Origin of the sequence: Chitinophaga sp. (genome assembly GCF_039596455.1) — a bacterium.
Lineage (GTDB): Bacteria > Bacteroidota > Bacteroidia > Chitinophagales > Chitinophagaceae > Chitinophaga.
On the sequence record NZ_JBCNJR010000001.1, the window covers coordinates 2,253,367 to 2,278,672 of the forward strand.

General features: G+C 54.0%; 21 protein-coding genes. 12 read left to right on the top strand and 9 right to left on the bottom strand.

The features are described 5' to 3' along the window. Positions 1 to 92: 92 nt before the first annotated feature. Positions 93 to 1,481 carry a hypothetical protein gene (locus ABDW36_RS09075; protein ID WP_343701570.1) on the top strand — a complete coding sequence of 463 codons (1,389 nt, stop codon included), beginning with the start codon at positions 93 to 95 and terminating at the stop codon, positions 1,479 to 1,481. Positions 1,482 to 1,566: 85 nt separating this feature from the next. After that, the gene (locus ABDW36_RS09080) at positions 1,567 to 3,213 is read left to right on the top strand and encodes a L,D-transpeptidase family protein (RefSeq protein WP_343701571.1); all 1,647 of its coding nucleotides are present in this window, start codon (positions 1,567 to 1,569) and stop codon (positions 3,211 to 3,213) included. Between the two features lie 58 nt (positions 3,214 to 3,271). Here ABDW36_RS09080 and ABDW36_RS09085 read toward each other — a convergent pair whose 3' ends face one another. From ABDW36_RS09085 to icd, 3 genes are all read right to left on the bottom strand, one after another. Then, a complete protein-coding gene (locus ABDW36_RS09085) occupies positions 3,272 to 4,396 on the bottom strand; it encodes a TlpA disulfide reductase family protein (protein WP_343701572.1) in 1,125 nt (374 codons plus the stop codon). Between the two features lie 145 nt (positions 4,397 to 4,541). Continuing rightward, entirely contained in the window at positions 4,542 to 5,774 is a 1,233-nt protein-coding gene (locus ABDW36_RS09090; RefSeq protein WP_343701573.1) for an NADP-dependent isocitrate dehydrogenase, read from the bottom strand. Between the two features lie 124 nt (positions 5,775 to 5,898). After that, positions 5,899 to 7,164 carry an NADP-dependent isocitrate dehydrogenase gene (icd, locus tag ABDW36_RS09095; RefSeq protein WP_343701574.1) on the bottom strand — a complete coding sequence of 422 codons (1,266 nt, stop codon included), beginning with the start codon at positions 7,162 to 7,164 and terminating at the stop codon, positions 5,899 to 5,901. A gap of 114 nt (positions 7,165 to 7,278) precedes the next feature. Here icd and ABDW36_RS09100 point away from each other — a divergent pair, with 114 nt between their 5' ends. From ABDW36_RS09100 to ABDW36_RS09120, 5 genes are all read left to right on the top strand, one after another. After that, on the top strand, positions 7,279 to 7,941 hold the full coding sequence (locus ABDW36_RS09100; protein ID WP_343701575.1) for an FAD-binding oxidoreductase: 663 nt from the start codon (positions 7,279 to 7,281) through the stop codon (positions 7,939 to 7,941). 175 nt (positions 7,942 to 8,116) lie between these two features. Then, positions 8,117 to 8,833: a DUF5668 domain-containing protein gene (locus ABDW36_RS09105; protein WP_343701576.1), complete on the top strand. Its 717-nt coding sequence runs from the start codon at positions 8,117 to 8,119 to the stop codon at positions 8,831 to 8,833. Positions 8,834 to 8,914: 81 nt separating this feature from the next. Continuing rightward, complete coding sequence (locus ABDW36_RS09110; protein WP_343701577.1) at positions 8,915 to 9,268, top strand: DUF4288 domain-containing protein; 354 nt, start codon at positions 8,915 to 8,917, stop codon at positions 9,266 to 9,268. A 16-nt stretch (positions 9,269 to 9,284) separates the two neighbouring features. Further along, entirely contained in the window at positions 9,285 to 10,358 is a 1,074-nt protein-coding gene (locus ABDW36_RS09115) for a histidine kinase (protein WP_343701578.1), read from the top strand. Beyond that, positions 10,333 to 11,064, top strand: a complete 732-nt coding sequence (locus ABDW36_RS09120; protein WP_343701579.1) for a LytTR family transcriptional regulator DNA-binding domain-containing protein — start codon at positions 10,333 to 10,335, stop codon at positions 11,062 to 11,064. Before ABDW36_RS09115 ends, ABDW36_RS09120 begins: the two co-directional genes overlap by 26 nt. A 6-nt stretch (positions 11,065 to 11,070) precedes the next feature. Here ABDW36_RS09120 and ABDW36_RS09125 read toward each other — a convergent pair whose 3' ends face one another. From ABDW36_RS09125 to ABDW36_RS09140, 4 genes are read right to left on the bottom strand one after another with little or no spacing between them, the layout of a single operon-like run. Next, positions 11,071 to 12,276 carry a DUF5009 domain-containing protein gene (locus tag ABDW36_RS09125; RefSeq protein ID WP_343701580.1) on the bottom strand — a complete coding sequence of 402 codons (1,206 nt, stop codon included), beginning with the start codon at positions 12,274 to 12,276 and terminating at the stop codon, positions 11,071 to 11,073. 41 nt (positions 12,277 to 12,317) lie between these two features. Beyond that, complete coding sequence (locus ABDW36_RS09130) at positions 12,318 to 12,710, bottom strand: hypothetical protein (protein WP_343701581.1); 393 nt, start codon at positions 12,708 to 12,710, stop codon at positions 12,318 to 12,320. Positions 12,711 to 12,715: 5 nt separating this feature from the next. Next, positions 12,716 to 14,596, bottom strand: a complete 1,881-nt coding sequence (locus ABDW36_RS09135) for an Nramp family divalent metal transporter (RefSeq protein WP_343701582.1) — start codon at positions 14,594 to 14,596, stop codon at positions 12,716 to 12,718. A 20-nt stretch (positions 14,597 to 14,616) separates the two neighbouring features. Continuing rightward, positions 14,617 to 15,276: a metal-dependent transcriptional regulator gene (locus ABDW36_RS09140; protein ID WP_343701583.1), complete on the bottom strand. Its 660-nt coding sequence runs from the start codon at positions 15,274 to 15,276 to the stop codon at positions 14,617 to 14,619. 106 nt (positions 15,277 to 15,382) lie between these two features. Here ABDW36_RS09140 and ABDW36_RS09145 point away from each other — a divergent pair, with 106 nt between their 5' ends. After that, positions 15,383 to 16,300: a hypothetical protein gene (locus ABDW36_RS09145; protein ID WP_343701584.1), complete on the top strand. Its 918-nt coding sequence runs from the start codon at positions 15,383 to 15,385 to the stop codon at positions 16,298 to 16,300. Between the two features lie 65 nt (positions 16,301 to 16,365). On the opposite strand, the gene aat is transcribed toward ABDW36_RS09145, so the two are convergent. Both aat and ABDW36_RS09155 read right to left on the bottom strand, forming a co-directional pair. Then, positions 16,366 to 17,013, bottom strand: coding sequence for a leucyl/phenylalanyl-tRNA--protein transferase (gene aat, locus ABDW36_RS09150; protein WP_343701585.1), 648 nt, complete (start codon positions 17,011 to 17,013; stop codon positions 16,366 to 16,368). After that, entirely contained in the window at positions 17,013 to 17,318 is a 306-nt protein-coding gene (locus ABDW36_RS09155) for an ATP-dependent Clp protease adaptor ClpS (protein ID WP_343701586.1), read from the bottom strand. The genes aat and ABDW36_RS09155 overlap by 1 nt, the downstream gene beginning before the upstream one ends. A 156-nt stretch (positions 17,319 to 17,474) precedes the next feature. Here ABDW36_RS09155 and ABDW36_RS09160 point away from each other — a divergent pair, with 156 nt between their 5' ends. The 4 genes from ABDW36_RS09160 to ABDW36_RS09175 all read left to right on the top strand — a co-directional run bounded on the left by ABDW36_RS09160 (position 17,475) and on the right by ABDW36_RS09175 (position 25,305). Further along, positions 17,475 to 19,634 (top strand): cation:proton antiporter, encoded by a 2,160-nt coding sequence (locus tag ABDW36_RS09160; protein ID WP_343701587.1) that lies wholly within the window; start codon positions 17,475 to 17,477, stop codon positions 19,632 to 19,634. A gap of 319 nt (positions 19,635 to 19,953) precedes the next feature. Further along, positions 19,954 to 20,553 carry an RNA polymerase sigma-70 factor gene (locus ABDW36_RS09165; protein WP_343701588.1) on the top strand — a complete coding sequence of 200 codons (600 nt, stop codon included), beginning with the start codon at positions 19,954 to 19,956 and terminating at the stop codon, positions 20,551 to 20,553. Positions 20,554 to 20,655: 102 nt separating this feature from the next. Beyond that, entirely contained in the window at positions 20,656 to 21,840 is a 1,185-nt protein-coding gene (locus ABDW36_RS09170; RefSeq protein ID WP_343701589.1) for a FecR domain-containing protein, read from the top strand. A gap of 102 nt (positions 21,841 to 21,942) precedes the next feature. Beyond that, positions 21,943 to 25,305, top strand: a complete 3,363-nt coding sequence (locus ABDW36_RS09175) for a TonB-dependent receptor (RefSeq protein ID WP_343701590.1) — start codon at positions 21,943 to 21,945, stop codon at positions 25,303 to 25,305. The last annotated feature ends 1 nt before the right edge of the window (position 25,306 follow it).

Consider the following 25,306-nt stretch of genomic DNA (forward strand, 5'->3'; position numbering starts at 1 on the left):
ACCTGGTACCATGGGAAAAATGATGTTAAACGTACTCCGGTTCATCCGGTCGTTATTTGTAAAGAAAAATTGCTGTAAATAAAACAAGCAGTATGAAAAGGTTAACAGGATTATTAGCAGTACTAACTATATGGGCAGGCGTTGCGCAGGCGCAGCATGAGCATCACATGCCTGCAAAGAAAGATACAACGCCTGCAAAAAGACATGAGCACCATATGCCGGAGCAAAAAGACACGGCGGCGGATCACAGCGCTCACCAGATGCATGGAGACCATAGCATGCACAACATGACCAGCGCTTACTCGCTGAACCTCCCCATGAACCGCAACGGCTCCGGCACCAGCTGGCTGACGGATAATACGCCGATGTACATGTACATGGCGCAAAGGGGCAATACATCGTTCATGCTTCACGGCAATATCTTCCTTCGTTATACATCTACAGACTTCACTGCCAAAGGCTCCCGCGGCGATACCAAGTTTGACGCGCCCAACTGGCTGATGGGCATGATGAACCACCGGGTAGGGAAGAGAGGTTTGCTGAACGCTACGGTAATGCTCAGCTTTGACCGGGCGGTAATGGGCGGCGCGGGCTACCCGCTGCTTTTCCAGTCTGGCGAAACATGGCAGGGCCAGCCGCTGGTAGACCGGCAGCACCCGCATGATATGTTTGCCGCCCTGAGCGTGGGGTATACTCATGCCATCAATAAAGACATGGACGTGTACGCCTACATCGGCTACCCCGGTGAGCCGGCTATCAGCGCACCCGCCTTCATGCACCGCGTATCCGCCATGAACAATCCTGATGCGCCGCTGGGCCACCACTGGCAGGATGCTACGCATATCACCTTTGGCGTGGGTACGCTGGGCTTCCGGTACAAACAGGTGAAAGCGGAATTTTCCAGCTTTACCGGCCGGGAGCCGGATGAAGACCGCTACAATTTTGACAAGCCGCTGTTTGACAGCTACGCCTACCGTGTGAGCTACAATCCTTCCCGCCAGTGGGCTTTGCAATTCTCACAGGCCTTTGTGCACAGTCCTGAAGCGCTGGAGCCGGAAGAGAACGTAACCCGCACCACGGCTTCCGCTATCCATACCGCCCAGTTCAGGCAGCCCGGCAACTTCATTGCTTCCGCGGCGGTGTGGGGCCTCAACAGCAAAAGTGACAACCACCGGGAGCATTCCTTCCTGCTGGAAAGCAACCTGCAGCTGCAAAAGAACGCGGTATACGGCCGGTATGAGTTTGTGGAAAAGTCAACACATGAGCTTCACCTGGAAGACCAGTTGCCGCATGCCAAATTCAATGTACACGCCTTTACGGTAGGGTATGCCCGCACGCTGGCCACTATCTGGAAAACCAACCTTTCCATAGGCGCGCAGGGTACCATCAACGTAGAAGACCAGGCACTGTACAGCATTTACGGCAAAAATCCGCTGAGCGCCCAGGTATATTTGCGCATCAACCCGGCGCTGCACCGCTAGCCCCCATGTGAATATCCCGTTAATTCCTGCACGGTATTTGTAATTTATTCTACATTAGATGCGTAAATCATAGAATGTAACCCGGATGAATTACTTGAGAGCAGGCTGGACCATATTGATTATCATAGGCATATCAGCCTGTGGCCGTAAAAAGGGGCAGCCCAGGCAACAGGAAATTGTACAGGACCCGCGCCAACTGAATGAGGTAGTGGCGGCCCAGGTGGCTGAACGGCTGGAATATGTGAGCGGTAATGAGGGCATGATGGAAGACAGTGTGCCCGCCTTCCGCCTGAGCGCCCTGCAGCATGCCTACCGCCAGCACCAGGGCGCGGCTTTCTGGTCAGACAATGGCCGCACGCATAAAGCCGTGTACAGCCTGATGGACTGGATCACCAATGCAGACAATTACGGTCTGCCGCCCGCGCGTTACCACCTGGCCGCGCTGCAGGGCGCCCGGCAGCAACTGGAGCGGTCACGGAAAGATGCGGCCCTCTGGGCAAAAGTGGATGTACTGCTCACAGACGCTTTTATGAAAATGGCCAGTGACCTGCATTTTGGCATTGCGCCGAAAGACAGCATCACCCTCCGCAAAGATTCTCTTTTTTCAGATACCGTGCTCACCGCTTTTTTGCAGCAGGCGCTGCAGGCGGGAGATGTAAGCGCGCTGCTGCAGCAACAGGAGCCGGTACATGAAGGGTACCTCAGCCTGAAAGAAGGCATCCGGCTGTACAAGGCCCAATACGGCGGCAAGCAGTGGGATACCCTGCCCCAGACGTATGCAGACACACCGCAGTTCCGCCGGCAGCTTGCCATCCGCCTCATGGCGGGCGGGCATTACGATACCACCGGCATTCCGGAAACAGACACCGTGCCGCTTAAAAATGCCGTGAAGGCTTTTCAGCGGGAGTTTAACATATACCCTGACGGTATTGCCGGCAAACGCACCATCCAGACGCTGAACAAGCAGCCGGCAGACTGGCTGCTGCAGGCGGCCCTGAACCTTGACCGCTGGCGCAAATTCCCTGATTCCCTGCCAGACCGTTACCTGCTCGTGAACATACCCGCTTTCCGGATGCACGTAATGGAAAATGATACCATGATGCTGGAATCTCGCGTGATAGTGGGCGCCCCGCGTACACGCACACCCCTGCTCAACTCCGTGATGACCAATTTTGTGCTCTACCCTTACTGGCGTGTGCCCTACAGCATTGTGTTCAAAGAAATGCTGCCGCAGATCAAAAAGAACGTATACTACCTTGCTGAAAAGAACCTGGAAGTGGTAGACCATAAAGGCAACGTGGTAAACCCGGACACTATTCACTGGGAGCGGCTGAGCAAAAAATATTTTCCTTATGTATTGCGGCAGATGGACGGGCTGGACAATTCCCTGGGCGTTATGAAATTTAATTTCATGAACAAGTACAGCGTGTATCTGCACGATACCAATAACCGCAGCCTCTTCAGTAATTCCAACCGCGCGCTCAGCCATGGCTGCGTAAGGGTGCAGCAGTGGGACAGCCTGGCCATGTACATGGTGCGCAATGACCCCCGTCCCGGCATTCGGGACAGCGTCCGTACCTGGCTTGATACCGAGCAGCAGAAGCAGTATACCATGCATAAAAGGCTGCCTATTTACATCCGGTACTTCACCGCTGAGTTGAGAAACGGCAAAATGCAGTTTTATGAAGATGTGTACGGGGAAGACCAGGTGATGATGCGGTACTTCAAATAAAAAAAGCCGCCTCCTTTCGGAAGCGGCTTATTCTTTTGTTTTATAGCATGATCTCAGATTATTTGATCAATTCCGCCAGCTTCTTCTGAAGGGCTTCTCCCCTCAGGTTTTTGGCAACAATAACGCCGTTCGGGTCCAGGAGGAAGTTCTGGGGAATGGAGCTGACAGCGTAGAGCTGCGCTGCTTCATTTTTCCAGTAAGCAAGGTCTGAAACCTGCGTCCAGGCCAGGTTATCGTCCTGGATAGCCTGCAGCCACTTGTCTTTATCATCAGGCCTGTCAAGCGATACGCCCAGGATAGTGAAGTTCTTGTCTTTGAACTCGTTGTATGCTTTCACCACATGCGGGTTTTCGGCACGGCAGGGGCCGCACCAGCTGGCCCAGAAATCTATCAGTACGTATTTTCCCCTGAAAGATGCGAGAGATACAGGTTTACCGTCCGGGTCATTTTGCGTGAACGCGGGCGCTACCTGGCCAATGCCTACTGCTTTTACTTTCTCGAGGCGTTCTGCATAACTAACGCCGCTTTTGCTGTTGCGCACTTCAGGCGCCAGTTTGGCGAAGAGCGGCTGTATTTCGCTATAGTCAGGCGTGGAGCCGGCAAACTCTTTCAGCGCGTCAAGGCCTACTATAGTGCCGGTATGCGTTTCGTAGAATTTTTTGAGAATGGTTTTACGTTCTTCGTAGTACTGTTTGCTCCTGTTTTGCAGGCTGGCAATAAAGTCCTTGTCTTTCCGTTCTTCTTCCGGTTTGGACATATACTCGTCCATCAGTGCCTTGTTTTGATCATTGTTGGTTTTGAGCGCGGCTTCCAGGGCAGCATTGTCTGTATTCACGGCCCCGCCCTTTATTTTGGCAACTTTCAGGGAGTCTGCACTTTCAACGTAGATGAGGCCTTTTTCCAGGTAAAGCCGCGCATTCTCCATAACAGGGCGCGGCGTGCCGGGGGCGTAGTTAAGAAATAACTGGGCCTTAACAGGTTCTGCTATAGTACCAGTGAACTCGAAGACGCCGTTGCTCAGTACGGCAGAGTCTGTAACGGGTTTGCCATCTTGTGCGTAACGGAGGTAGGCCTTAACGGGGGCGCTATTGTTCCCAACCTTGCCTTTAATGGTGAATGTGTCTTGCGCGCCGGCCAGGGCAGGCAATAGCAGCAGCGCGGGGAAAATGTGGCTCTTTTTCATAAATGGTGTTGGTTTTGACGCATTAAATGTAAGGAAAAGTAGCGGTACGGGCAGGATACTTTCTGATGAGCGGGATTTTAAGGCCCATAAAAAAACGTCCCGCGTGGTGCGGGACGTTTTCATTATCAGCTATATAGACAAAATTTTATTTCTTCAGTTTGGCTTTCAGCGCAGTGTCAAGCGCTTCCAGGAACTCTTCGGTGTACAGGTAATGTTTACCGTGCTCCACCTTGTTGCCATGGATACAAACGGCCAGGTCTTTGGTCATTTTACCGCTTTCTACGGTTTCAATACAAACCTGCTCCAGCGCCTGGCAGAAGTTGATCAGCTCCTGGTTGCCGTCCAGCTTGCCGCGGAACTCCAGGCCACGCGTCCATGCAAAGATGGAAGCAATGGGGTTGGTGGAAGTGGGCTTGCCGGCCTGGTGGTCCCGGTAGTGGCGGGTAACGGTACCATGTGCCGCTTCTGCTTCCATGGTTTTACCGTCAGGCGTAACCAGGGTAGAGGTCATGAGGCCCAGGGAGCCGAAGCCTTGCGCAACGGTGTCTGACTGTACGTCGCCATCGTAGTTCTTACAGGCCCATACAAAGTTGCCGTTCCATTTCAAGGCGCTGGCCACCATGTCATCAATGAGGCGGTGCTCATAGGTGAGGCCTGCCTTGTCAAATTCGGCTTTGAACTCGTTCTGGTAGGTTTCTTCAAAAATATCCTTGAAACGGCCATCGTATTTTTTCAGGATGGTGTTTTTGGTGCTGAGGTACAGCGGCCATTTTTTGAGCAGGGCCTGGTTGAAGCAGGCGCGTGCAAAACCGCGGATAGACTCGTCTGTGTTGTACATGGCCAGCGCTACGCCGTCTCCCTTGAACTGGTATACTTCGTGTTCGATCACTTCGCCGTTCTCGCCTTCAAATTTGATGGTCAGTTTGCCTTTTCCTTTTACTATGAAATCGGTTGCACGGTACTGGTCACCAAAAGCGTGACGGCCTATACAGATAGGGGCGGTCCAGTTGGGAACCAGGCGGGGCACGTTCTTCATCACAATAGGCTCGCGGAAAACGGTGCCGTCAAGGATGTTACGGATGGTGCCGTTGGGAGACTTCCACATCTGTTTCAGCTTGAACTCCTGTACACGCTGCTCGTCAGGCGTAATGGTAGCGCATTTGATGCCTACGTTGTATTGTTTGATAGCGTTGGCGGCGTCTATGGTCACCTGGTCATTGGTGGCATCCCTGTGCTCCATGCCCAGATCGAAATATTTGATATCTAAATCGAGATATGGAATGATCAGTTTGTCCTTGATAAACTTCCAGATGATCCGCGTCATTTCGTCGCCATCCAGTTCAACCACAGGGTTTGCAACTTTAATTTTTTGTGACATCGATGTAATGTTTTTTTAATATGTGCTGATAGTAAACACGAAATATACAAAAGTCAATTTCGAATTTCAAATAACGGGTCACGAATTATGGATTTTATCCATGTTTCGTAACCCGTTGTATGCATTATAACTGTTTGATGATCTCGTCTGCGAACTCGCTGCATTTCACGAGCGTGGCGTCATCCATCAGTTTGTAGAAGTCGATGGTGACCCTTTTGCGCATAATGGCGGTGCTGAGGCCGTCAACAATGATGTCTGCCGCTTCTTTCCAGCCCATGTATTCCAGCATCATTACGCCGGAGAGTATTACGGAGGAGGGGTTCATGGTGTCGGTATTGGCAAAGCGGGGCGCGGTGCCGTGCGTGGCTTCAAATACGGCGTGGCCGGTAGCGTAGTTGATGTTGCCGCCGGGCGCAATGCCGATGCCGCCTACAGCCGCTGCCAGGGCGTCGGAAATATAGTCGCCGTTCAGGTTGAGGGTGGCAATTACGGAATAGTCTTGCGGCGCCAGCAGTATCTGCTGCAGGAAGTTGTCGGCAATCACATCGTTGATGATGATCTTGTTATGCGCCTGCGCTACTTTCATTTCGCGGTTGGCTTCATCTTCGCCTTTTTCCTTTTTGGTTTTTTCCCACTGTTCCCAGGTATATACCTGGTCTCCGAACTCGCGGGCGGCCAGCTCGTAGCCCCAGTTCTTGAAGCCGCCTTCGGTGAACTTCATGATGTTGCCCTTGTGCACCAGGCTCACGGTAGGCCGTTTGTGCTCAATGGCGTATTTGATGGCCGCGCGCACCAGGCGTTCGGTACCTTCTTTGCTCACGGGTTTAATACCCAGGGAAGAGGTTTCAGGGAAGCGGATCTGTTTTACGCCCAGCTCTTCCTGCAAGAATTTCAGAAGCTTGTCGGCGCCTTCCGTTCCGTACATGTATTCAATGCCGGCGTAAATATCTTCCGTGTTTTCCCGGAAAATCACCATATCTACCTTGTCCGGGCGTTTCACCGGAGACGGCACTTTGTTGAACCAGCGTACCGGGCGCACGCAGGCGTAAAGGTCCAGCTCCTGCCGCATGGCCACGTTGAGGGAACGGATGCCGCCGCCCACCGGGGTGGTGAGGGGGCCTTTGATAGATACCAGGTATTCCTTCAATGCATCCAGCGTGGTTTTGGGAAGCCATTCCCCCGTTTCCTGGAAAGCTTTTTCACCCGCCAGTACTTCCTTCCATTCAATTTTCCGCGTGCCGCCGTAGGCTTTTTCCACGGCCGCATCAAACACCCGCACACTGGCACGCCAGATGTCCGGCCCAATACCATCTCCAATAATAAACGGAATAACAGGGTGGGCAGGGACCTTTATCTGCCCGTCAATCATCTGAATTTTTTCTGCCGGCATATTGCTGATTTGTTGTTTTAATTATTGACCGCAAAGGTAACACATTTGAAGGTGGGATGAAGGCCGTAAGTGTGATAATTAACTTAAATTAGAAGAAGAATAAACTGAGGCACCATGGAAGAACATATAGTATCAATTTTAGATGTAACCCCCGTTACCCATAACGTGAAGCGTTTTACCGTTGAAAAGCCCGCAGGTTACCGTTTTATACCCGGCCAGGCCACAGAGGTGGCCGTTAACAGGCCCGGCTGGGAAAAAGAGCGGCGCCCTTTCACCTTTACGGCACTCAACAGCTGGGACCACCTGGAGTTCACCATCAAGATATACCCGGAAAGGCAGGGCGTTACCAACCAGCTGGGCATGCTGCAGGCGGGAGACAGCCTTCTTATACACGATGTGTGGGGCGCCATCCAGTACCGCGGAGAGGGTACCTTTATTGCCGGCGGGGCCGGCGTGACCCCCTTTATTGCCATTTTCAGGCAGCTCCAGGCAGACGGGCAGGTGGGCGGCAACAAGCTCATTTTTTCCAACAAAGCCAAAGCGGATATTATACTGGAAGACGAGTTCAGGGAAATACTGGGCCCCAATTTCATTAATACGCTTACAGAAGAGGCCCGTGCCGGGTATGATAACCATCGGATAGACGAAGTGTACCTCCGCGCCCGTATCAAGGATTTTCAGCAGCCCTTTTACATTTGCGGGCCAGACGCCATGGTGGCCGATCTGAAAGGTACGCTGGAGAAGCTGGGCGGCGAAACCATTGTGGTAGAGCTGTAACCCCGTTTTCACCGGCATTTTCCCCATACAGGCTGATGCAGCCCGCTGCCCCGTCATTTTCACCGGCAATTTCCCCCCTTTTACCGGTAAAAGCCCTCTGCCCGCCTAAGCTGTGTTGTTGCCCCGGCGCGGTGGTGGTAGATTTGTGTCATAAACTTAAAAAACGATACAATTTATGGGCAGATATGATCGTCTTCCAGATAATAGCAATAATAGCCTTTGGGGCGGGGTGATAGTGCTGGTGATCGGTGTGGTGTTCCTCCTCCGAAAAATGGACCTCCATTTGCCCGGCTGGGTGTTTTCCTGGCCCATGCTCCTGATCCTGATCGGGTTTGTGATGGGCGCCAAAAACAGGTTCCAGGGCGCGGGATGGTTCATTCTCACCTTTGTAGGCGTGGTGTTCCTTATTAACGACATGTTGCCGTTTGAGTGGCACCTGCAGCGCTTCTTCTGGCCAATTATCCTCATTGTGATAGGGCTGTACATGATCAGCCGGGCCAGTAGCCGGAGCAAGCGGTATGAGGAAATTATTGCGGACAGCAGCAACATGGCCAGCAAGGAAGACTTTTTGCAAAGCACCACTATTTTCAGTGGCACCAACAAGGTCATTTTGTCCAAAAACTTCCGGGGCGGTAACATTACTGCCATGTTTGGCGGCACGGAGCTGAACTTCATGCAGGCAGACATCAACGGAGAAGCGGTGATAGACATCACCATCATGTTCGGCGCTGTGGAGCTGGTAGTGCCTTCTCACTGGGACGTGAAGCTGGATGTGAACACCGTGTTCGGCGGCATTGAAGACAAACGTACCATAGTGCCCGCCTCTACCAATAAAGTACTGGTGTTGAAAGGCTCCTGTACATTCGGTGGAATTGACCTGAAAAGTTATTGATCCTTTCCTTTCGCCATTCACTTTTATCCATTGTTTTGCCGCCCTCCATTCCATTCTTATATCACCTGAAAATCGTTTAACATGTATTGGTTTGTTGCGAAGATAGTTTACCAGATCATCTGCGGAAAAGGGGAGCACCTCCCCCAATTCGATGAACAGCTGCGCCTCATCAGTGCGGTGACCAAACAGGAAGCCTGGAAAAAAGCCCAGCAGATAGGGGAGCAGGAGCAATACGCCTTCCGCAACCAGAAAGAAGAGCTGGTAGAATGGCGTTTCATCAACGTGCCTGAGCTGATTGCGCTTGACGAGCTGAAAGACGGCATGGAACTGTATTCCCGCGTGGAAGAACCTGATAATGCCGGCAGCTATGTAGCCTTGCTGCAGATGAAAGCGGCCCAGCTGCAATCTCAGAAATTGTTTGAGCTGAACGTCTAACCTAAAAACACCCGTTTTGGCCACCCACCTGCTCAAAGAGAAGCCCTACCGGTGGACTTTCATCGTAGGCTTTGTACTGTTCCTGAACCTGCACCGCATTATTGTGCATCACTGGCTGGGCCAGCCGTTTATGATGGCTGTTGTAGACAGTCTTATACACAACACGCTCCTGTTCCTGGCGCTGACCGCTATTGTGCAGATGCATGCCAACTACCGGCCGGTAAAGGGCAAGTACTCTTATGTAGCTATTCTTACGCTGGTGATGAGCGCACTGTGGGTCACGCTTACCATCTGCCTGCTCAAGCTCATTTACAACAACGGTCAAAATCCGCTCTACATACAATGGCTGTCAGACACGCTGCCCATCCGCTTTGCGCTGGGCTGGACGCTCATTACCGGTACCGGCTTCATCAGCTTTTTCATGTATGAGGTAGAGGAGCAGCGTGAGGCGCTGGCCCGCAAGGAGGCCACGGAAAAGCTGGCCAAAGAGGCGGAGCTGTATAAGCTGCGCCAGCAGCTGCAGCCGCACTTTCTCTTCAACAGCCTCAACTCCATCAACGCGCTGGTAACCATCCGGCCCGAAGAGGCCCGGCAGATGATACAGAAGCTGAGTGACTTTCTGCGGGGTACCCTGAAGAAAGAAGACCAGCTCTGGATCCCCCTGCGGGAAGAGCTGCAATACCTGCAGCTGTACCTGGATATCGAAAAAGTCCGCTTCCGGCACCGGTTAACCACCACCGTTATACAGCATGAAGAAACGGCTCCCCTGCAAATACCGCCCATGCTGCTGCAGCCCGTGGTGGAGAACGCCATCAAGTTCGGGCTGTATGACACTACGGAGGCCATCAACATCACCATTGACGCGCGGACGGAAAACGGCCTGCTGCTGGTTACGGTATCCAACCCTTTTGACCCCGCCATGCACCAGCAGGTGCAGCAGGGTACCGGCTTCGGGCTCAACTCCATCCGCCGCAGGCTGTTCCTGCTCTTTGGCCGGCAAGATCTTTTGGAAACAAAGGCTGATCTGAATATATTCACTACCACTATTAAAGTACCACAGCTCCATGATAAAAACAGTGTTGATAGATGATGAACCGCTGGCCCGTGAACTGGTACGGGAATACCTGCAGGCCTACCCGCAAATAGAGGTGGTGGCGGAGTGTAACGACGGGTTTGAAGGCCTCAAGGCCATACAGCAATACCAGCCGGACCTGCTTTTCCTGGACATCCAGATGCCGAAGATCAACGGGTTTGAGATGCTGGAACTGGTAGACAAGCTGCCCTGCGTAATATTTACCACCGCGTTTGAAGAATACGCCATCAGGGCTTTTGAAGTGAATGCGATAGACTACCTGCTGAAACCCTTCTCCCGCGAGCGGTTCGATAAGGCCCTTCAGAAAATGCTGGAGCGGAAAACAGAAGTATCCCCGGAACTGCTGGACGCCGCGGGCCGGGAGCTGCCCACGCAGCATAACCGCGTGGTGGTGAAGATCAACGGCCGCATCAAGATCATTCCCGTGCAGGACATTCACTACATGGAAGCGGCTGATGACTATGTAAAGATCGTTACGCAGGAAGGCGCTTTCCTGAAAAACAAAACCATGGCCTTTTTCGAGAAAACGCTGGATGCGCAGCAATTCATCCGCGTACACCGTTCCTACATCCTGAACGTAAGCCAGATCACCCGCCTGGACCCTTATGAAAAAGAGACCTACCTGGCCGTGCTCAAAAGCGGCAGCAAAATACTGGTGAGCAAAACCGGCTATCCCCGCCTGAAAGAAGTGCTGGGGCTTTGATGCCGGCTACACCTTGATGAATATCTTCTTCCGGTACATCCAGTACAAGATCAGCCATTCTATGGCCAGCACCGGTACCCCCCTTACCAGTGGCGCATAGGCGCTGCCCAGCAACTGGTCAAAGTTGCGGCCCAGGTGTATGTACAGGGAATCACTGATGAAACTGCCGAAACCGTCTGCAATTACATATGCTGCAATGGAGTTCATGCCTATTACCACCAGCGGCAGTATATACTTCCTGTGCCCGGCCACATCCGTCAGCCAGTAAAAGAAAGTGAGGAAAAAGAAGCAGAGCCCGCCGCTGAAAAGCGTCCACGCGGGCGTCCAGATGCGTTTAACAATGGGGCAGATGCCGGTGAAGTGCAGCAACGCGGAGGCGGCTACCAGGCAGGCGCCGGTGACCAGGAAAAACCGGATGCGCTCACGCGGGGAGTCTGTACCCTTCAGGGCGTGGCCGGCAAAGAGGCCCAGCACCATGGTACCAAGGGTAGGAATAAAACTCAGCGTGGCATAGCCGCCGCCGTTATAAACAAATGGTTTTTCACGCGGGAAGAGATTGAGGAACCACTGGTCAAAGGCGGTGGCCAGGTTGGTGTTCTTGTTCCAGTGCGCGGCCAGGCCCTCCATGTTGTGCGGCCAGTTTGCCGGAACGCCTGCTACGGTAGTGTCAAAGCCCGGAGCTGGGAGCGGGTAGAGGGCAAAAGCCAGCCAGTAACCGGCCAGTATGAGCGTGAGCGTTATTACCTGCGTTCTTTTGGTGGCAAAGCCCAGCAGGAACAGGAAGGGGTAGCCCAGGCCTATCTGTGTGAGCGTATCTTCAAATGTAAAATTGGTTTGGCTGGAGTGCATGGAGCGGAGAAAAATGCCCAGCAATACCAGTATGAGAGAACGCACCAGCGTATGTTTCAGGAGCGAGCCGAAAGTAGCGCCCCTGGCGGTGCGGCTGGCAATGGAAAAGGGCAGGGCAACGCCCACCAGGAAGGAAAAGGAGGGCTGTATCATGTCATGCAGCGAGCCGCCCGTCCACGGCACATGGCTTTGGTTCCAGCCAAGGAACTGCCAGAAGGCATTGCCGGGCAGCGCGCCGGCCACACGTGAAAGACGCAGTACTTCCGCCATCATCAGCAGCATCACAAACCCGCGGTATACATCTATGGAAACAATTCTGGCGGGCATAGGGGCAGGGCCGGTCACAGGGGGTGGAATTTTCATGTACCTAAGATAGTTTTTTTACGGGAGTGGAGGGAGCGGGTTTATTTTTCCTGCAAAAAGAGCTGCGTCAGCCTGCTCTTTTTCAGCACTTTCTGCTCCTGTTCTCCGCGTGCTACCAGGCGGCTGCCTGCGTGGGCCTCAAAGCGGCAGAGCAGGGTGTGCGCTTCGGCTTTCACTACTGTGGCGGTGAAAGTAACGGCAGTGCCTGCCGTGGCGGGAGACAGGTGTTCCACATGTACCATGGTGCCAATGCCTTCTTCATCTTCCTCCTTCATATCCAGCACAAACAACCTGCAGCACCATTCCGCATCCCGGGCCAGCGCAAAGGTGGCATACACGGGGTGTACACGGCCGCTGTCAAACGCGGCACAATCTTCCGCCCGCACCGTGCGGGTAAAGGTCTTGATATCTCCGGGCCTGAATATCTGTTGCATACGCGTTATTGTATCACTAGTACGGGTATATGCACATAATGCCGCACGTAGTTCACCGTTTCACCGTACAGCCAGTCTTTAAGGCCGGTATGGCCGTGGCCGCCCAGCACCAGCAGGTCTGCCTGCTCCTGTTTCACAATGCGCACAATGGATTTGGCGCGGTGCTTGTACCCCAGCACGCCCCTTGCCTTGATGCCTTTGCTGGCCAGCAGGGCGAGATAAGTGTCTATCTGCTCCTGGTCTTTCTGCGTTTCAAAATCATTGGCCTCCTTGCCGAAATAGCGGGCGGAGGCGCTTTCCACCACGTGTATCAGGATGTACTCTGTATCTGGCTGCCCCTGCGCCAGGGCGTTGGCAATGATCTTCTCGTCGTTCTGGGAAAAGTCCAGGGCCATGGCTATTTTTTTGTACACGGGCGCTTCCAGGCTGCCCAGGGTTACTTTGGTAGCATGCATACGGGCGGAACCTTTTTGCCGGTAACGGCTGATGAACGGATATAATACGGTGATGACCAGCAAAGCGAGGAAAGAGAAGCCGGAAACGTATATCAGCACATCTACCCACCACACCTGGTTTTCACTGATGAAGGAGCCGGCTTCCGCCCAAACCATGCGCACATTTAGATATACCAGTACAGAAGAAATGAGCCAGGCGGCCACTTTCACCAACGGCTTGATGGCAAAGCCGCCCATGGTATGTTTGTCACTCACAAAGTGAATGAGCGGAATAATGGCAAAGCCCAGCTGCAGGCTGAGCAGCACCTGGCTGAACACCAGCAGCTCACCAATTTTTTCTTCCCCCGCCATCCATATTACGAGGAGGGCGGGAATGATGGCCACCAGCCTTGTGAGCAGGCGGCGCAGCCAGGGGTTGATACGCAGGCGCAGGTAGCCTTCCATCACTATTTGCCCTGCCAGTGTGCCCGTTACCGTAGAGCTTTGCCCTGCGGCTATCAGGGCCACCGCAAAGAGAATGGGGGCCAGCTTGCTGCCCAGCAGCGGTTCCAGCATGCGGTGCGCCTCATGCAGGTCCGCAATTTCAGTATGCCCGGCGGTAAAGAATACGGAAGCGGCCAGTATCAGGATGGCGGCATTCACGAAGAAGGCCAGGTTAAGGGCTATGGCCGTGTCCCAGAAGTTGATCTTCAACGCCTGTTTAATGCCGGCATCGGTTTTCTGGATCTTGCGGGTCTGCACCAGTGCGGAATGAAGATAGAGGTTGTGGGGCATCACCGTGGCGCCTATAATGCCGATGGCAATATATAATGCTGTATCATCAGGCAGGGAAGGCACAAAACCTTTGGCCACCTCCGGCAGGTCTGGTTTGGCCAGCAATAGCTGAATGAGGAAGGATGTGCCAACAATGGCCACCAGCGCTATAATGAAGGCTTCCATTTTACGGATGCCGTAACGTTGCAGCAGCAACAATAAAAAAGTGTCCAGCACGGTGAGAGACACACCCCACATCAGCGGCAGGCCGGTGAGCAGCTGTATACCGATGGCCATGCCCAGCACTTCCGCCAGGTCTGTGGCCGCAATGGCCACTTCCGCCAGTATATACAGTAAAAAGTTGACCGGGGCGGGATAGGTTTCCCGGTTGGCCTGCGCCAGGTCACGGCCGCGCACAATGCCCAGCCGCGCGCTGAGGCTCTGCAGCAGCAGGGCCATCAGGTTGCTCATGAGCAATACCCAGATGAGCGTATAGCCGTATTTGCTGCCGCCCGCCAGGTCTGTAGCCCAGTTGCCGGGGTCCATATACCCTACGCTCACAAGATAGGCCGGCCCGAAAAAGGCCAGTATTTTGCGAAAGCCCGATTTGTGCCTGCCTGTTGTATCTACGCTCTGATGTACTTCACTGAGTGAAGCGGCGTGGTCTTGTATCTTCATCTGAAGTGATTCGACTTTTTTTACAATGGTTTCACCATAATGGTTTTAGACACCTGCTCGCTGATAGTGAAAGCGGGCTGGTTCTTTATTTTGATCTCCACGGAATTGTCAAATTCATACCGCTCTATCACATCTATCTGCGTGCCCAGTTTGATGCCTTTGGCGTGGAGGAACTCCAGCAGGGCTGAAGACTGGTCGCTCACCCCCGAAACCTCCAGGCGGCGGGTGGTAGCCTTGTCCAGCGAAACCAGCTGTTTGCTTTTGCTGATCTTTCCCTGCGCATCGGGGATGGGGTCTCCGTGAGGGTCTGTGGTTGGGTTGCCCAGGAAGTCACTCAGGCGGTTCACCAGCTTTTCACTGCCAACATGCTCCAGCTCCTCTGCAATTTCATGTACTTCATCCCAGCTGAAAGACAGCTTCTCCACCAGGAAACACTCCCACAGCCGGTGCCGCCGCACTATCTGCAGGGCCATTTTGCGGCCTTCGGCCGTAAGGGTGATGCCCTGGTATTTTTCGTAGTCTATCAGTTTTTTTTCCTTGAGCTTTTTGGCCATGTCCGTTACCGAAGCAGGCTTGGTATCCAGCTCGTACGCAATGGCATTGGTATTTACCGCCGTACTGCCGTCCTGCAGCTTGTAAATGGACTTGATGTAGTTCTCTTCTGCTACCGTCAACTTCATGATATCTAAAATATAATTTAGACAAATCTAAATAATAATTTCCAAATACAATAATTTATGCGGATATATGGAATATTATTTACCTTTTCGCTCCAGAAAACATACTATGCGCAGAATCCTACTCCTGACACTATTGACCGGCCTGCTGGCGGCTTGCAACAACAAACCGAAACAGGTGAACGATGAAGACCGTGTGCTCACTTTTGAAGATTTCAGGAATTTTTTCCCGGCCGGCGGTAAAAGTTACCGTCTCAACGCAGACTCCCTGCGGCGTTCCCAGCCAGACAGCCTGGCGCTGAAGGCGCGGGTGGTGAAGCAGTTTTTGCCGGATACCCTGGCCAAAGGCGTCTTTACCGCGGCGGAGAAACCCCGCTTTTTTCCCAGGGTGCTGATTGAACGGGAAGACATGCTGTATTTTGTGGTGGAAGGCCGGGCAAAGAAAGGCAGCGCGGCCTGGCTGAGCCTGTACGACAAGAACGGCGCCTTTCTGCAGCGCCACCTCGTAGCGCAGAACATCAGCGGCAAACCGCGCACGGGTTTTCTGCTGGACGACAAATTTAACATCCGCGTCACCACAGAATTACAGCGCGGCACGCGTGATGATGTGTATGCCGCCAACCCTGACGGCAGCCTGGTATTGATACTCACCAATTCCAGCGAGCCCGTGAACGCAGGCCTGTACAACCCCATAGACACCCTGCCCCGCAAACACAAGTATTCAGCCAACTATGGTACCGGAGAGCATAGCCTTGTAGCTATACGGGACGGGGAAACGTCTAAAGAGTTCCAGTTCTTTATCCATTTCTCGAAAGACAACGGGGCCTGCACCGGTGAGCTGGACGGCGTGGGCCGCTTCACTTCCGCCAATACCGGCCAGTTCCGTGACAAGCGTACTTCCTGCATTCTGGAATTCAAGTTCAGCAGCAGCAGGGTTACCATTTCTGAAACCGGCTGCGGCGCTTACCGCGGTATTAAATGTTTTTTTGAGGGGTCTTATACGAAGAAGAGAGAAAAGAAGAAGTAGGCGGCTGACCGGGCGTTTCGGGCGCGTGCTGGCTGGCCCGCTACCGGTGGGGGGTATGCTGGGCCTCACCCCGCATACCGCTGCACCATATCTACAAAGCTCACCCGGCTGATGAACCTTGCGCCCAGTGAGGCCAGGTGGTGCGTGTGCACCTGGCAGTCAATTATTTCCAGCTCGGTACGGTATTGCTCCACAAAAGTGATGAAGGCGGCTTTGGAAGCATTGCTTACGCTGGAAAACATGCTTTCCCCGAAAAAGCAGCGGCCCAGCCTGACGCCGTAAAGCCCGCCCACCAGCTCTCCTTCTTGCCTGCACTCCACGGAGAGCGCGTAACCGGCCTTGTGCAGCCGGAGGTAGGCCTCCAGCATATCTCGCGTAATCCAGGTGCCATCCTGCCCGCTGCGGGGAATAGTGCGGCACTGGCTGATAACGCCTTCAAAGTCTGTGTTCACGCTGATCTGGAAATGCCCTTTCCGCAGCACCTGCCGCATGCTGTGGGACACTCTCAGCTCTTTCGGGAAAAGTACAAAGCGTGGGTCTGGCGCCCACCAGAGAATGGGTTTGCGGCTGTACCAGGGGAAAATACCGGAGCGGTAAGCGAGCAGCAGCCGCTCTGTACTGAGGTCGCCGCCAATGGCCAGCAGTCCGTCAGGCTCAGCGCCTGACAGCGGCGGAAAAATCAGTTCATCTTCAGGTATATAAAACAGGGGCATTAAGTAGATACCGTTTCAACAATGGTTGCGCTGATACCGCGGTCCAGCAGGGCTTCGCACATCGGCTTCAGTTCCCTGTACTCGCCTTCCTTTACGGCGTACTTGCCGTTGTAGTGAATAATAAGGGCACATTGCTCCGCCTGCTCTTCTGTATGGCCGCATACTTCCATCAGGGAGGTGATCACCCATTCGAAAGTATTCACATCATCGTTCCACACTACTAAACTGAAGGGGAACTGCTCAGCTGTTTCCACCAGCGTTTCTTCCTGTTCTTTCACGGATACGCCTGTTCCCGTATAACTCATGGTCAGTCAACTGTTTTCACAAAGTTACATTTTTTTGGCAATGCCGTGGTTTGAAAGAATGGTTGTAAATTAACAGCCATGTAACCAGGCAGATATGCCGGTTGTGCTGACTATTGAAAAGATAAACATTTGTTGATGAAAGGATTGGTTTTATTAATGAGTTTCAGTTTGCCGCTAAAAGACCCGGTGCCCATTTTCTCGCTGGTATTGTTCATCATCCTGCTTGCGCCCATCATCCTCCGCAAGTTCCGCATTCCCAGCATCATCGGCCTCATACTGGCCGGCATGGCCATCGGAGATCATGGTTTCAAAATCATAGAGAAAGGAAGCATAGACCTGTTCGGTAATGCGGGCCTGCTGTACATCATGTTCCTGGCGGGCCTTGAGCTGGACATGACGGAGTTCCGCAAAAACCGCCACCGCAGCATGGTGTTTGGCGCATTCACCTTTTTTATACCGCTGGTGCTGGGCTACCTGCTCTGTGCGTATGTGCTGAACCTTTCGCTGATGGCTTCCCTGCTCATATCCAGCATGTTTGCCACCCATACGCTGGTAGCCTATCCGCTGGCCAGCCGCCTGGGCATCACAAAGAACGAAGCCGTTACCGTGGCCGTGGGCGGCACCATCATTACAGATACCGCTGTGCTCCTCATCCTGGCCATTATCACCGGTGCGGAGCAGGGCAACCTCAATACGGCCTTCTGGCTGAAGCTGGGCATATCGCTGGCTATTTTTACCGTTATTGTAATATGGGGGTTCCCGGCAGTGGGCCGGTGGTTCTTCAAAAAAATAAAGGACGATAAAACCTCCCACTTCATTTTTGTATTAGCCCTGGTGTTCCTGGCTGCCTTCCTGGCGGAGCTGGCCGGCGTGGAAGCCATCATCGGCGCCTTCCTGGCCGGCCTGGCGCTCAACCAGCTGATACCGCATACTTCCCCGTTGATGAACCGCATAGAGTTTGTAGGCAACGCGCTGTTCATTCCTTTTTTCCTGATCTCGGTGGGCATGATAGTAGACCTGCGCGTGCTGCTCCGCGGCCCGGAGGCACTCATCGTAGCGGGCGCGCTCACCGCCATGGCCTTGCTCAGCAAGTGGCTGGCCGCCTTTTTCACGCAGCTCTCTTTCGGTTATACGGCCACCCAGCGCAACGTCATATTCGGCCTCAGCAGCTCCCATGCGGCGGCTACCATTGCCGTGGTATTGATAGGGTTCAACATGGGCATCATTAACGAAAATGTGCTCAACGGCACCATTGTGCTGATACTGGTTACCTGCATGGTGGGCTCTTTTGTGACGGAGAACGCCGGCCGCAAACTGGCCATCAGGGAGGCGGAGAAGAAACCGGAAATAGCCGGCGGGCCGGAGCATTTCCTCATTCCCATTGCCAACCCGGAAAGAATGGAATCATTGCTCGATTTTGCCCTGATGGTGAAAAATCCCGCCAATGCCGCACCGGTATACCCGCTGGTTGTGGTGCAGGACGATGAGGAGGCCAAGGAAAAGATATTCATCAGCAATAAAATGATGGAAAAGGCCGTGATACACGCCGCCGCGTCAGAAAGCAATGTGCAGGTGGTTACCCGCGTAGACCTGAACGTGACAGACGGTATTTCCAGGGCTGTGAAAGAGCTGCTGATATCTGACGTGGTGCTGGGCTGGAGTGACAAGAACAGCGCTACAGACCGCCTGTTCGGCAACATTTTCGGCACCACTACAGACAACGTGTTGCAAAGCGTCTGGGAAACGGTGTACGTGTGCCAGTTCCATCACCCCATCAACACCACCAAAAAACTGGTGCTGGTGCTGCCGCAAAATACGGAGTACGAGCTGGGCTTTACGCACTACATCCAGAAGATCATACTGCTGGCCAAACAAGCCGGGGCAAGGATGGTGGTGTACAGCGATGTGCGCACCCAGGCGGCCGTTCAACGTTTTGTGACGGAGGTAAAAGCCAGCGTGGAGCTGACGTTCAAGAAGCTGGACAACCTCGAAGACTTCCTGGTACTGGCCCGCAATGTATCCCGTGATGATCTGCTGGTAGTGGTATCTGCCCGCAAAGGCACGCTTTCTTACCAGCCCTACCTGGAAGGCATACCCGGAAGGATTTCCCGGCATTTCAAAGACAACAATGTGATACTGGTATACCCTGAGCAACGTACCACGGAAAACAACGAGCCTGGTATGCAGGAAGGGGATATTACCCTGCGGCCCATACAGGAGCAGCTGATGAACATCAACAGGATCGGCAAGGCCGTGAAGCGGATATTCAAGGGAGGGGAGAAGAAGAACCCGCTGGAAGAAGACGATACGCAATAAGAAAACAGGCATAGCCTGCAAAAAAAATCGGGCTGACCCTGCAATAAGGGGTCAGCCCTTTGTATTCCCGCACATTTTCATCCCTTTCTTTATTATTTTGGGGTGGTCAACAGATGATCTTCTGGGGTGGCTAACGGATGACGGTACAAAGAAACGGCGCCCTGCCTGCTTTTGCATGGCACATTTAACGGAAAGGGAATTTGGATTAATGTATACGCGGTTGTATTATTTTTATATTAACTTGCCGTTATCCGCACAGGGATTCAACCAATATTTAGAATATTTGCCGGCCGTATCATAAATCAACAAGCTAAGAGGCATGTCTTCCAAAGAGTCCGCAGAAATAGCATTAGTAGCAGCATTGCAGGAGGATAGTGTAGCGGCATTCGATGCCCTTTACCACATGTATTTTCCTGCAGTGTACGCCAATATTCTCCACCTGGTGAAAGAGGAAGCTGCTGCACAGGATATTGTGCAGGAAGTGTTCATCCGCCTCTGGGAGAAGCGAAAACTGCTGCATGCCGGCCAGCCTGCGGGCAACTGGCTTTTTGTGGTGAGTTATAACCGCTCCCTTAACTACCTGCGCTCCAGCCTGCGGCAGCGGCTGAAAGCGGCGGAGCTGGCGCCTGATGTGGCGGAGCCGGAGCAAGACGAGTGGCAGGTTGCCTCCATTCAGCTGGACATGCTGGAACGGGCCATTGACCAGCTGCCCCCGCAGCGCAAAAAAGTATTCCTGCTATGCAAGATGCAGGGCAAAACTTACGCGGAGGCTGCCCGAGAATTGCAGATATCCCACTACACCGTAAAGGAGCACATCACGAAAGCCAGCCGCTTCATCCGTGAGTACGTACGCCTGCAGCCTGAATGGCAGGCGCTGGTGGCGGTTTTTCCGCTGTTTGCGAAGGTGTTTGAACAGTGAGATGGCCGCTCCCGGAAAACTCTTCCCTGATTTTTTAGAAAAACTTTCCCGCCCAACCCCCCTTTTTGGTACCCCCGGTGTATTTACCGTAAAGCTGATCTTTTGAATCAACCTGAAACATATTTACGTGAGCTGCTGGCCAAAGCGCGCTGGACGGATGAAGAATGCCGCTGGTTGCTGCATTACCTGGAGCATACGCCCGGCACGGAGCTGAAGGCCTACATGCTGGAGCGTTTCAGGCAGCAAGGGTTTGAAATGCCTGCGCCGGAACTGTCTGAAACGCTGCTGGCCCGGATTCATGACCGCATGCAGCTGCCTGCGCCACAAGCTGCGCCCGCCACACAAACGCCGGTGGTGCCCATGTTCCGCCGCTGGCGGGGCATAGCCGCCGCAGCCGTTGTAGCGGGCCTGGCTGCCGCCGCAGCTATCTTCCTGCTGCGCCCCGGCCAGCCGCAACCAGTTGCGGAACTTCCTCAGGCCACACCGCTGCACGATGTGGCGCCCGGCGGCAACAAAGCCCGCCTGGTACTGGGTAACGGCCAATCAGTTTTGTTGGACCAGGCTGCAGACGGCCCCATTACCGCCGGTAACGGGGAGCGGGTACACAAGCAGGACGCGGAGCTGGTATACGGCCCCGGCGGCAACGGCAGCAACACGCTGATCACTCCCAATGGCGGGCAGTACCGCGTGCAGCTGGCAGACGGCACCAGGGTGTGGCTGAACGCAGCCAGCTCCCTGCAATACCCCGCTGCCTTCAACAGCAGCGAACGCACGGTAACCCTCACCGGTGAGGCCTATTTTGAAGTGGCGCAAGATGCCGCGCGCCCGTTTTTTGTAAAGGTGAACGGCATGACGGTGCAGGTGCTGGGCACCAGCTTTAACATCAATGCCTACACAGAAGAACGCCATTTCACCACCACGCTGCTGCAGGGTGCTGTGCGCGTAGTAGCCGGCAACCAGCGCGTGACGCTTGTACCGGGTGAGCAAACCACGCTGGAGCAGCGCTCCGGCCTGCTGCAACGCTCCGCCGGTGATGTGGAGAACGCAGTAGCCTGGAAGAACGGCATCTTCACCTTTAAAAATGATGAGCTGGCGGCCGTGATGCGTGACATCAGCCGCTGGTACGATGTGGAAGTGGCATACAGTGAGGGACTGGACGGGAAAATTCATGTATCCGGCGCCATGCGCAGGCAAGAGTCCCTGCTGCAGGCCCTGAAAATACTGGAACTAACAGCAGACCTGCATTTTGAGGTGCAGGGAAGAAAAGTAACTGTCAGCAAAAAATAAACATCATCACACGCACAACATCAGCTAACCCGGCAGGCGCCTGCCGGAGCCGCTATGCCCATGCGTAAAAAGCTTAACTGAATTATAAAACCGGCTCAATCTATGAAACGATCATTATGCAACAAACGCAGCATCCGCCCGCTTGCAGGGAGGTCTTTTAAAACGCTGCTGCTGTTGATGCTGGTGGCAGGCCTGCAACTTTCCGCCGCCGCCAAAGGTCAAAGCAAACGCCTGAACGTGGAGGTCAGCAACGCCAGCCTGGAAACGGTGTTCCGCATTGTACGCCAGCAAAGCAACTACCTCTTTATTTTCAAAGATGAGAACCTGGCCGCCGCCGCTGCCAAAATCACCCTGCGCCTCAAAGATGCTACTATTGAGCAGGTGATGGACCGCTGCCTGGAAGGCTCGCCGCTCACGTACAAGATCGTGGATAACACGGTTATTCTTGTGCGGCGCGGAGAAACGCCCCAGGCCACGCAGCAGCAGGCTGTCAGGCTCACCGGTTCCGTAAGGGACGCGGAGAACGGAGATCCGCTGCCGGGCGTAACCGTCAGCGTGAAAGGAACTTCCCTGGGCACCACTACAGACGGCAACGGCCAGTTTGTGCTGAACAACGTAACGCCGCCCGCCACCCTGGTGTTCTCCTACATCGGGTTTTCTACACAAACCGTTGAAACAGGAGAGCGCAGGGAGTTTAACATACAATTGAAACGCGAAAGCCAGGATATGCAGCAGGTGGTGGTGATAGGCTACGGCACGCAGAAAAAAACGGAGCTGACGGGCGCCATCGCCACCTTTCGCCCGGATGACCTGAATGCCCGCCCCGTGCTCGGGCCTGACCAGCTGCTGCAAGGCCGTGTGGCAGGCGTAAACGTATCTTCCGCCTCCGGTATGCCCGGCGGCGCCATGCGCGTGAGCGTGCGCGGCATAGGTTCTCTCAGCGCCAGCAACGAGCCGCTGTACGTGATAGATGGCGTGCCCATCATCCCGCATGATGCGGCCATGACCAACTTCGGTACCAAAATGAACCCGCTCTCTCAGCTCAACCCCGGAGACATTGCGTCTGTGGAAGTGCTGAAAGATGCCGCCTCCGCCGCTATCTATGGCTCACGCGCCACCAACGGCGTAATTCTCATCACCACCAAAAGCGGCCGCAAAGGCAGCGGCCAGTTGACCGTCAACGCCTTTACCGGCGTGTCTGAAGTGCCCAACCTCCACAAGGTGGAAATGGCAGATTCAAAGCTGTACCTGGAAGTGGTGAACGAAGCCATAGACAACTATAACAAACAGTACGGTTATATGCCCGGCAACAGCAAGTTCATTCCCGGCGTAGACCACCCGTACCCCGGCCTTCCGGATACAGACTGGATGGACCAGGTGCTGCGCAAAGGCTGGACGCAGAATATAGACCTTTCCGTATCCGGCGGCAACGACAAAACAACGTACTATATCTCCGGCGGCTTCCTGAACCAGCAAGGCACCGTGATTTATAACGACCTGAAGAAGTATACCGGCCGCATCAACCTCAGCAGCGAACCTTTGAGCTGGCTGCGTACCGGCGTCAATCTCAGCTTCAGCTATTCAGACAACAACCGCGTGCCCGGCTCCAACCTGGGTTCTACAGTAATGGGCAGAAGCCTGCCGCAACGCCCGTTCGACAGGCCCTACAAGCCTAATGGCGACTATTATGTAGGCGGCACGGCAGACCTGGTGTACCACAACCCCATCCAGATACTGAAGGAGGAAGTGGCCAACCTGAAGAATTACCGCATGCTGGGCAATGCATTTGCAGAAGTGAAGTTCACCAAAGACCTCACCTTCAAAACTTCCTTCGGTTCAGACATCGGTTATACGCATGACTATATCTATTATAACCAGAAACATCCCTATGGCACGGGCAACGGCCGCATTGTAGACGAGCGCAGGCTGCTCACCAACCTGCTGCTGGAAAACACGCTCACGTACTCCCGCACCTTCGGGGAGCTGAAGCTCGACCTGCTGGGCGGCCACTCTTTCCAGCGCATGACGGTGTCTGACAACGGCATTGACGGCAACGGTTTCCCCGCGCCTTCCTTTGACGTATTGGCCGCCGCTTCCGTGATCAACAACGCCTCCACCAACCTGTACGGCAACGCCATGGAGTCTTACTTCGGCCGTGCCAACCTGGCATGGAAAAACAAATACCTGCTGGGCATGTCTATCCGTACAGACGGCTCTTCCCGCTTTTCGCCAGACAACCGGTACGGTTATTTCCCCTCCGTGTCTGCAGGCTGGCAGGTATCCCGCGAGTCTTTCTGGAATATGCCTGCTACAGACCTGAAGCTGCGCGCCAGCTACGGCTCTACCGGCAACCAGGAAGGGGTGAGCAACTATGCCTACCAGTCCCTCACCGGCGGCGGTTACAACTATGACGGCAAGAGCGGTATTGCCATCACCGGTTTCGGCAACAACCTGCTTACCTGGGAAAAAGCCAACCAGCTGGATGCAGGAGTGGAACTGGGCCTGCTTCGCGGCGCCCTCAACATCACGCTGGATTATTTCCGCAAAAACACCACCAACCTGCTGTATAACATGCCTATTCACGGCACCTCCGGCTTCACCAGCATTACCAGCAACATTGGCTCCATGCTGAACCACGGCCTGGAAGCTTCCGTGAATACCGACTTTAATTTTGGCGAGCTGAACTGGAAATCAGACTTCAACATTTCCTTCATCAAAAACCGCGTTACCTCACTCATCGGCAACAATGACGTACTGTCTATCGGAGACAACCGCGCCCTGCAGGTAGGTTACGACATCGGCAGCATTTGGGTGTATAAAATGACAGGCATTTTCCAGGATGACAAGGAAGTACCCGAACCGCTGCAAAAGATAGGCGTGCGTGCGGGAGACGTGCGGTATGAAGATGTGAACGGCGACGGCAATATTGATATCAACGACCGCCAGATAGTAGGCAGCTCCAATCCCAGTTTTTACGGCGGATGGAATAACACCTTCCGCTACAAGAACTTCGACCTGTCTGTTTTCCTGAACTACACCTACGGCCAGGAAGTGTACGCCACTTCCCGCATCACTATTGAAAGGCTGGGCCAGAACGCGGTGAACGTGGTGAAAAGAGTAGCCGAAAACAGGTGGACGGGGCCTGGCACCAGCAATACCATCCCGCGTGCCATTTACAACCATGCCTATAACCTGTACAATTCCAGCCGCTGGATGGAAGATGGTTCTTTCCTGCGGTTGCGCACCGTTTCCCTGGGTTATGAATTGCCGGCTTCCTGGTTGTCAAGAGCCAGGATCAGGCGCCTGAGGGTGTACCTGCAGGCAGACAACCTGGCGTTGCTCACCAACTACTCCGGCCTGGATCCGGAAGTAAGCTCAGACATGGACCCCCGCTATATGGGGCAGGATAACCTGGTGCTGCCGCAGCCGCGCTCCTTCAACCTGGGCATTAACCTGAATTTCTAAA

What these genes read in the sequence shown, in the direction of transcription:
- ABDW36_RS09075 (WP_343701570.1), top strand. Translation starts at nt 93, where the DNA reads ATGAAAAGGTTAACAGGATTATTAGCAGTACTAACTATATGGGCAGGC.
- ABDW36_RS09080 (WP_343701571.1), top strand. Translation starts at nt 1,567, where the DNA reads ATGAATTACTTGAGAGCAGGCTGGACCATATTGATTATCATAGGCATA.
- ABDW36_RS09085 (WP_343701572.1), bottom strand. Translation starts at nt 4,396, where the DNA reads ATGAAAAAGAGCCACATTTTCCCCGCGCTGCTGCTATTGCCTGCCCTG.
- ABDW36_RS09090 (WP_343701573.1), bottom strand. Translation starts at nt 5,774, where the DNA reads ATGTCACAAAAAATTAAAGTTGCAAACCCTGTGGTTGAACTGGATGGC.
- icd (WP_343701574.1), bottom strand. Translation starts at nt 7,164, where the DNA reads ATGCCGGCAGAAAAAATTCAGATGATTGACGGGCAGATAAAGGTCCCT.
- ABDW36_RS09100 (WP_343701575.1), top strand. Translation starts at nt 7,279, where the DNA reads ATGGAAGAACATATAGTATCAATTTTAGATGTAACCCCCGTTACCCAT.
- ABDW36_RS09105 (WP_343701576.1), top strand. Translation starts at nt 8,117, where the DNA reads ATGGGCAGATATGATCGTCTTCCAGATAATAGCAATAATAGCCTTTGG.
- ABDW36_RS09110 (WP_343701577.1), top strand. Translation starts at nt 8,915, where the DNA reads ATGTATTGGTTTGTTGCGAAGATAGTTTACCAGATCATCTGCGGAAAA.
- ABDW36_RS09120 (WP_343701579.1), top strand. Translation starts at nt 10,333, where the DNA reads ATGATAAAAACAGTGTTGATAGATGATGAACCGCTGGCCCGTGAACTG.
- ABDW36_RS09125 (WP_343701580.1), bottom strand. Translation starts at nt 12,276, where the DNA reads ATGAAAATTCCACCCCCTGTGACCGGCCCTGCCCCTATGCCCGCCAGA.
- ABDW36_RS09130 (WP_343701581.1), bottom strand. Translation starts at nt 12,710, where the DNA reads ATGCAACAGATATTCAGGCCCGGAGATATCAAGACCTTTACCCGCACG.
- ABDW36_RS09135 (WP_343701582.1), bottom strand. Translation starts at nt 14,596, where the DNA reads ATGAAGATACAAGACCACGCCGCTTCACTCAGTGAAGTACATCAGAGC.
- ABDW36_RS09140 (WP_343701583.1), bottom strand. Translation starts at nt 15,276, where the DNA reads ATGAAGTTGACGGTAGCAGAAGAGAACTACATCAAGTCCATTTACAAG.
- ABDW36_RS09145 (WP_343701584.1), top strand. Translation starts at nt 15,383, where the DNA reads ATGCGCAGAATCCTACTCCTGACACTATTGACCGGCCTGCTGGCGGCT.
- aat (WP_343701585.1), bottom strand. Translation starts at nt 17,013, where the DNA reads ATGCCCCTGTTTTATATACCTGAAGATGAACTGATTTTTCCGCCGCTG.
- ABDW36_RS09155 (WP_343701586.1), bottom strand. Translation starts at nt 17,318, where the DNA reads ATGAGTTATACGGGAACAGGCGTATCCGTGAAAGAACAGGAAGAAACG.
- ABDW36_RS09160 (WP_343701587.1), top strand. Translation starts at nt 17,475, where the DNA reads ATGAGTTTCAGTTTGCCGCTAAAAGACCCGGTGCCCATTTTCTCGCTG.
- ABDW36_RS09165 (WP_343701588.1), top strand. Translation starts at nt 19,954, where the DNA reads ATGTCTTCCAAAGAGTCCGCAGAAATAGCATTAGTAGCAGCATTGCAG.
- ABDW36_RS09175 (WP_343701590.1), top strand. Translation starts at nt 21,943, where the DNA reads ATGAAACGATCATTATGCAACAAACGCAGCATCCGCCCGCTTGCAGGG.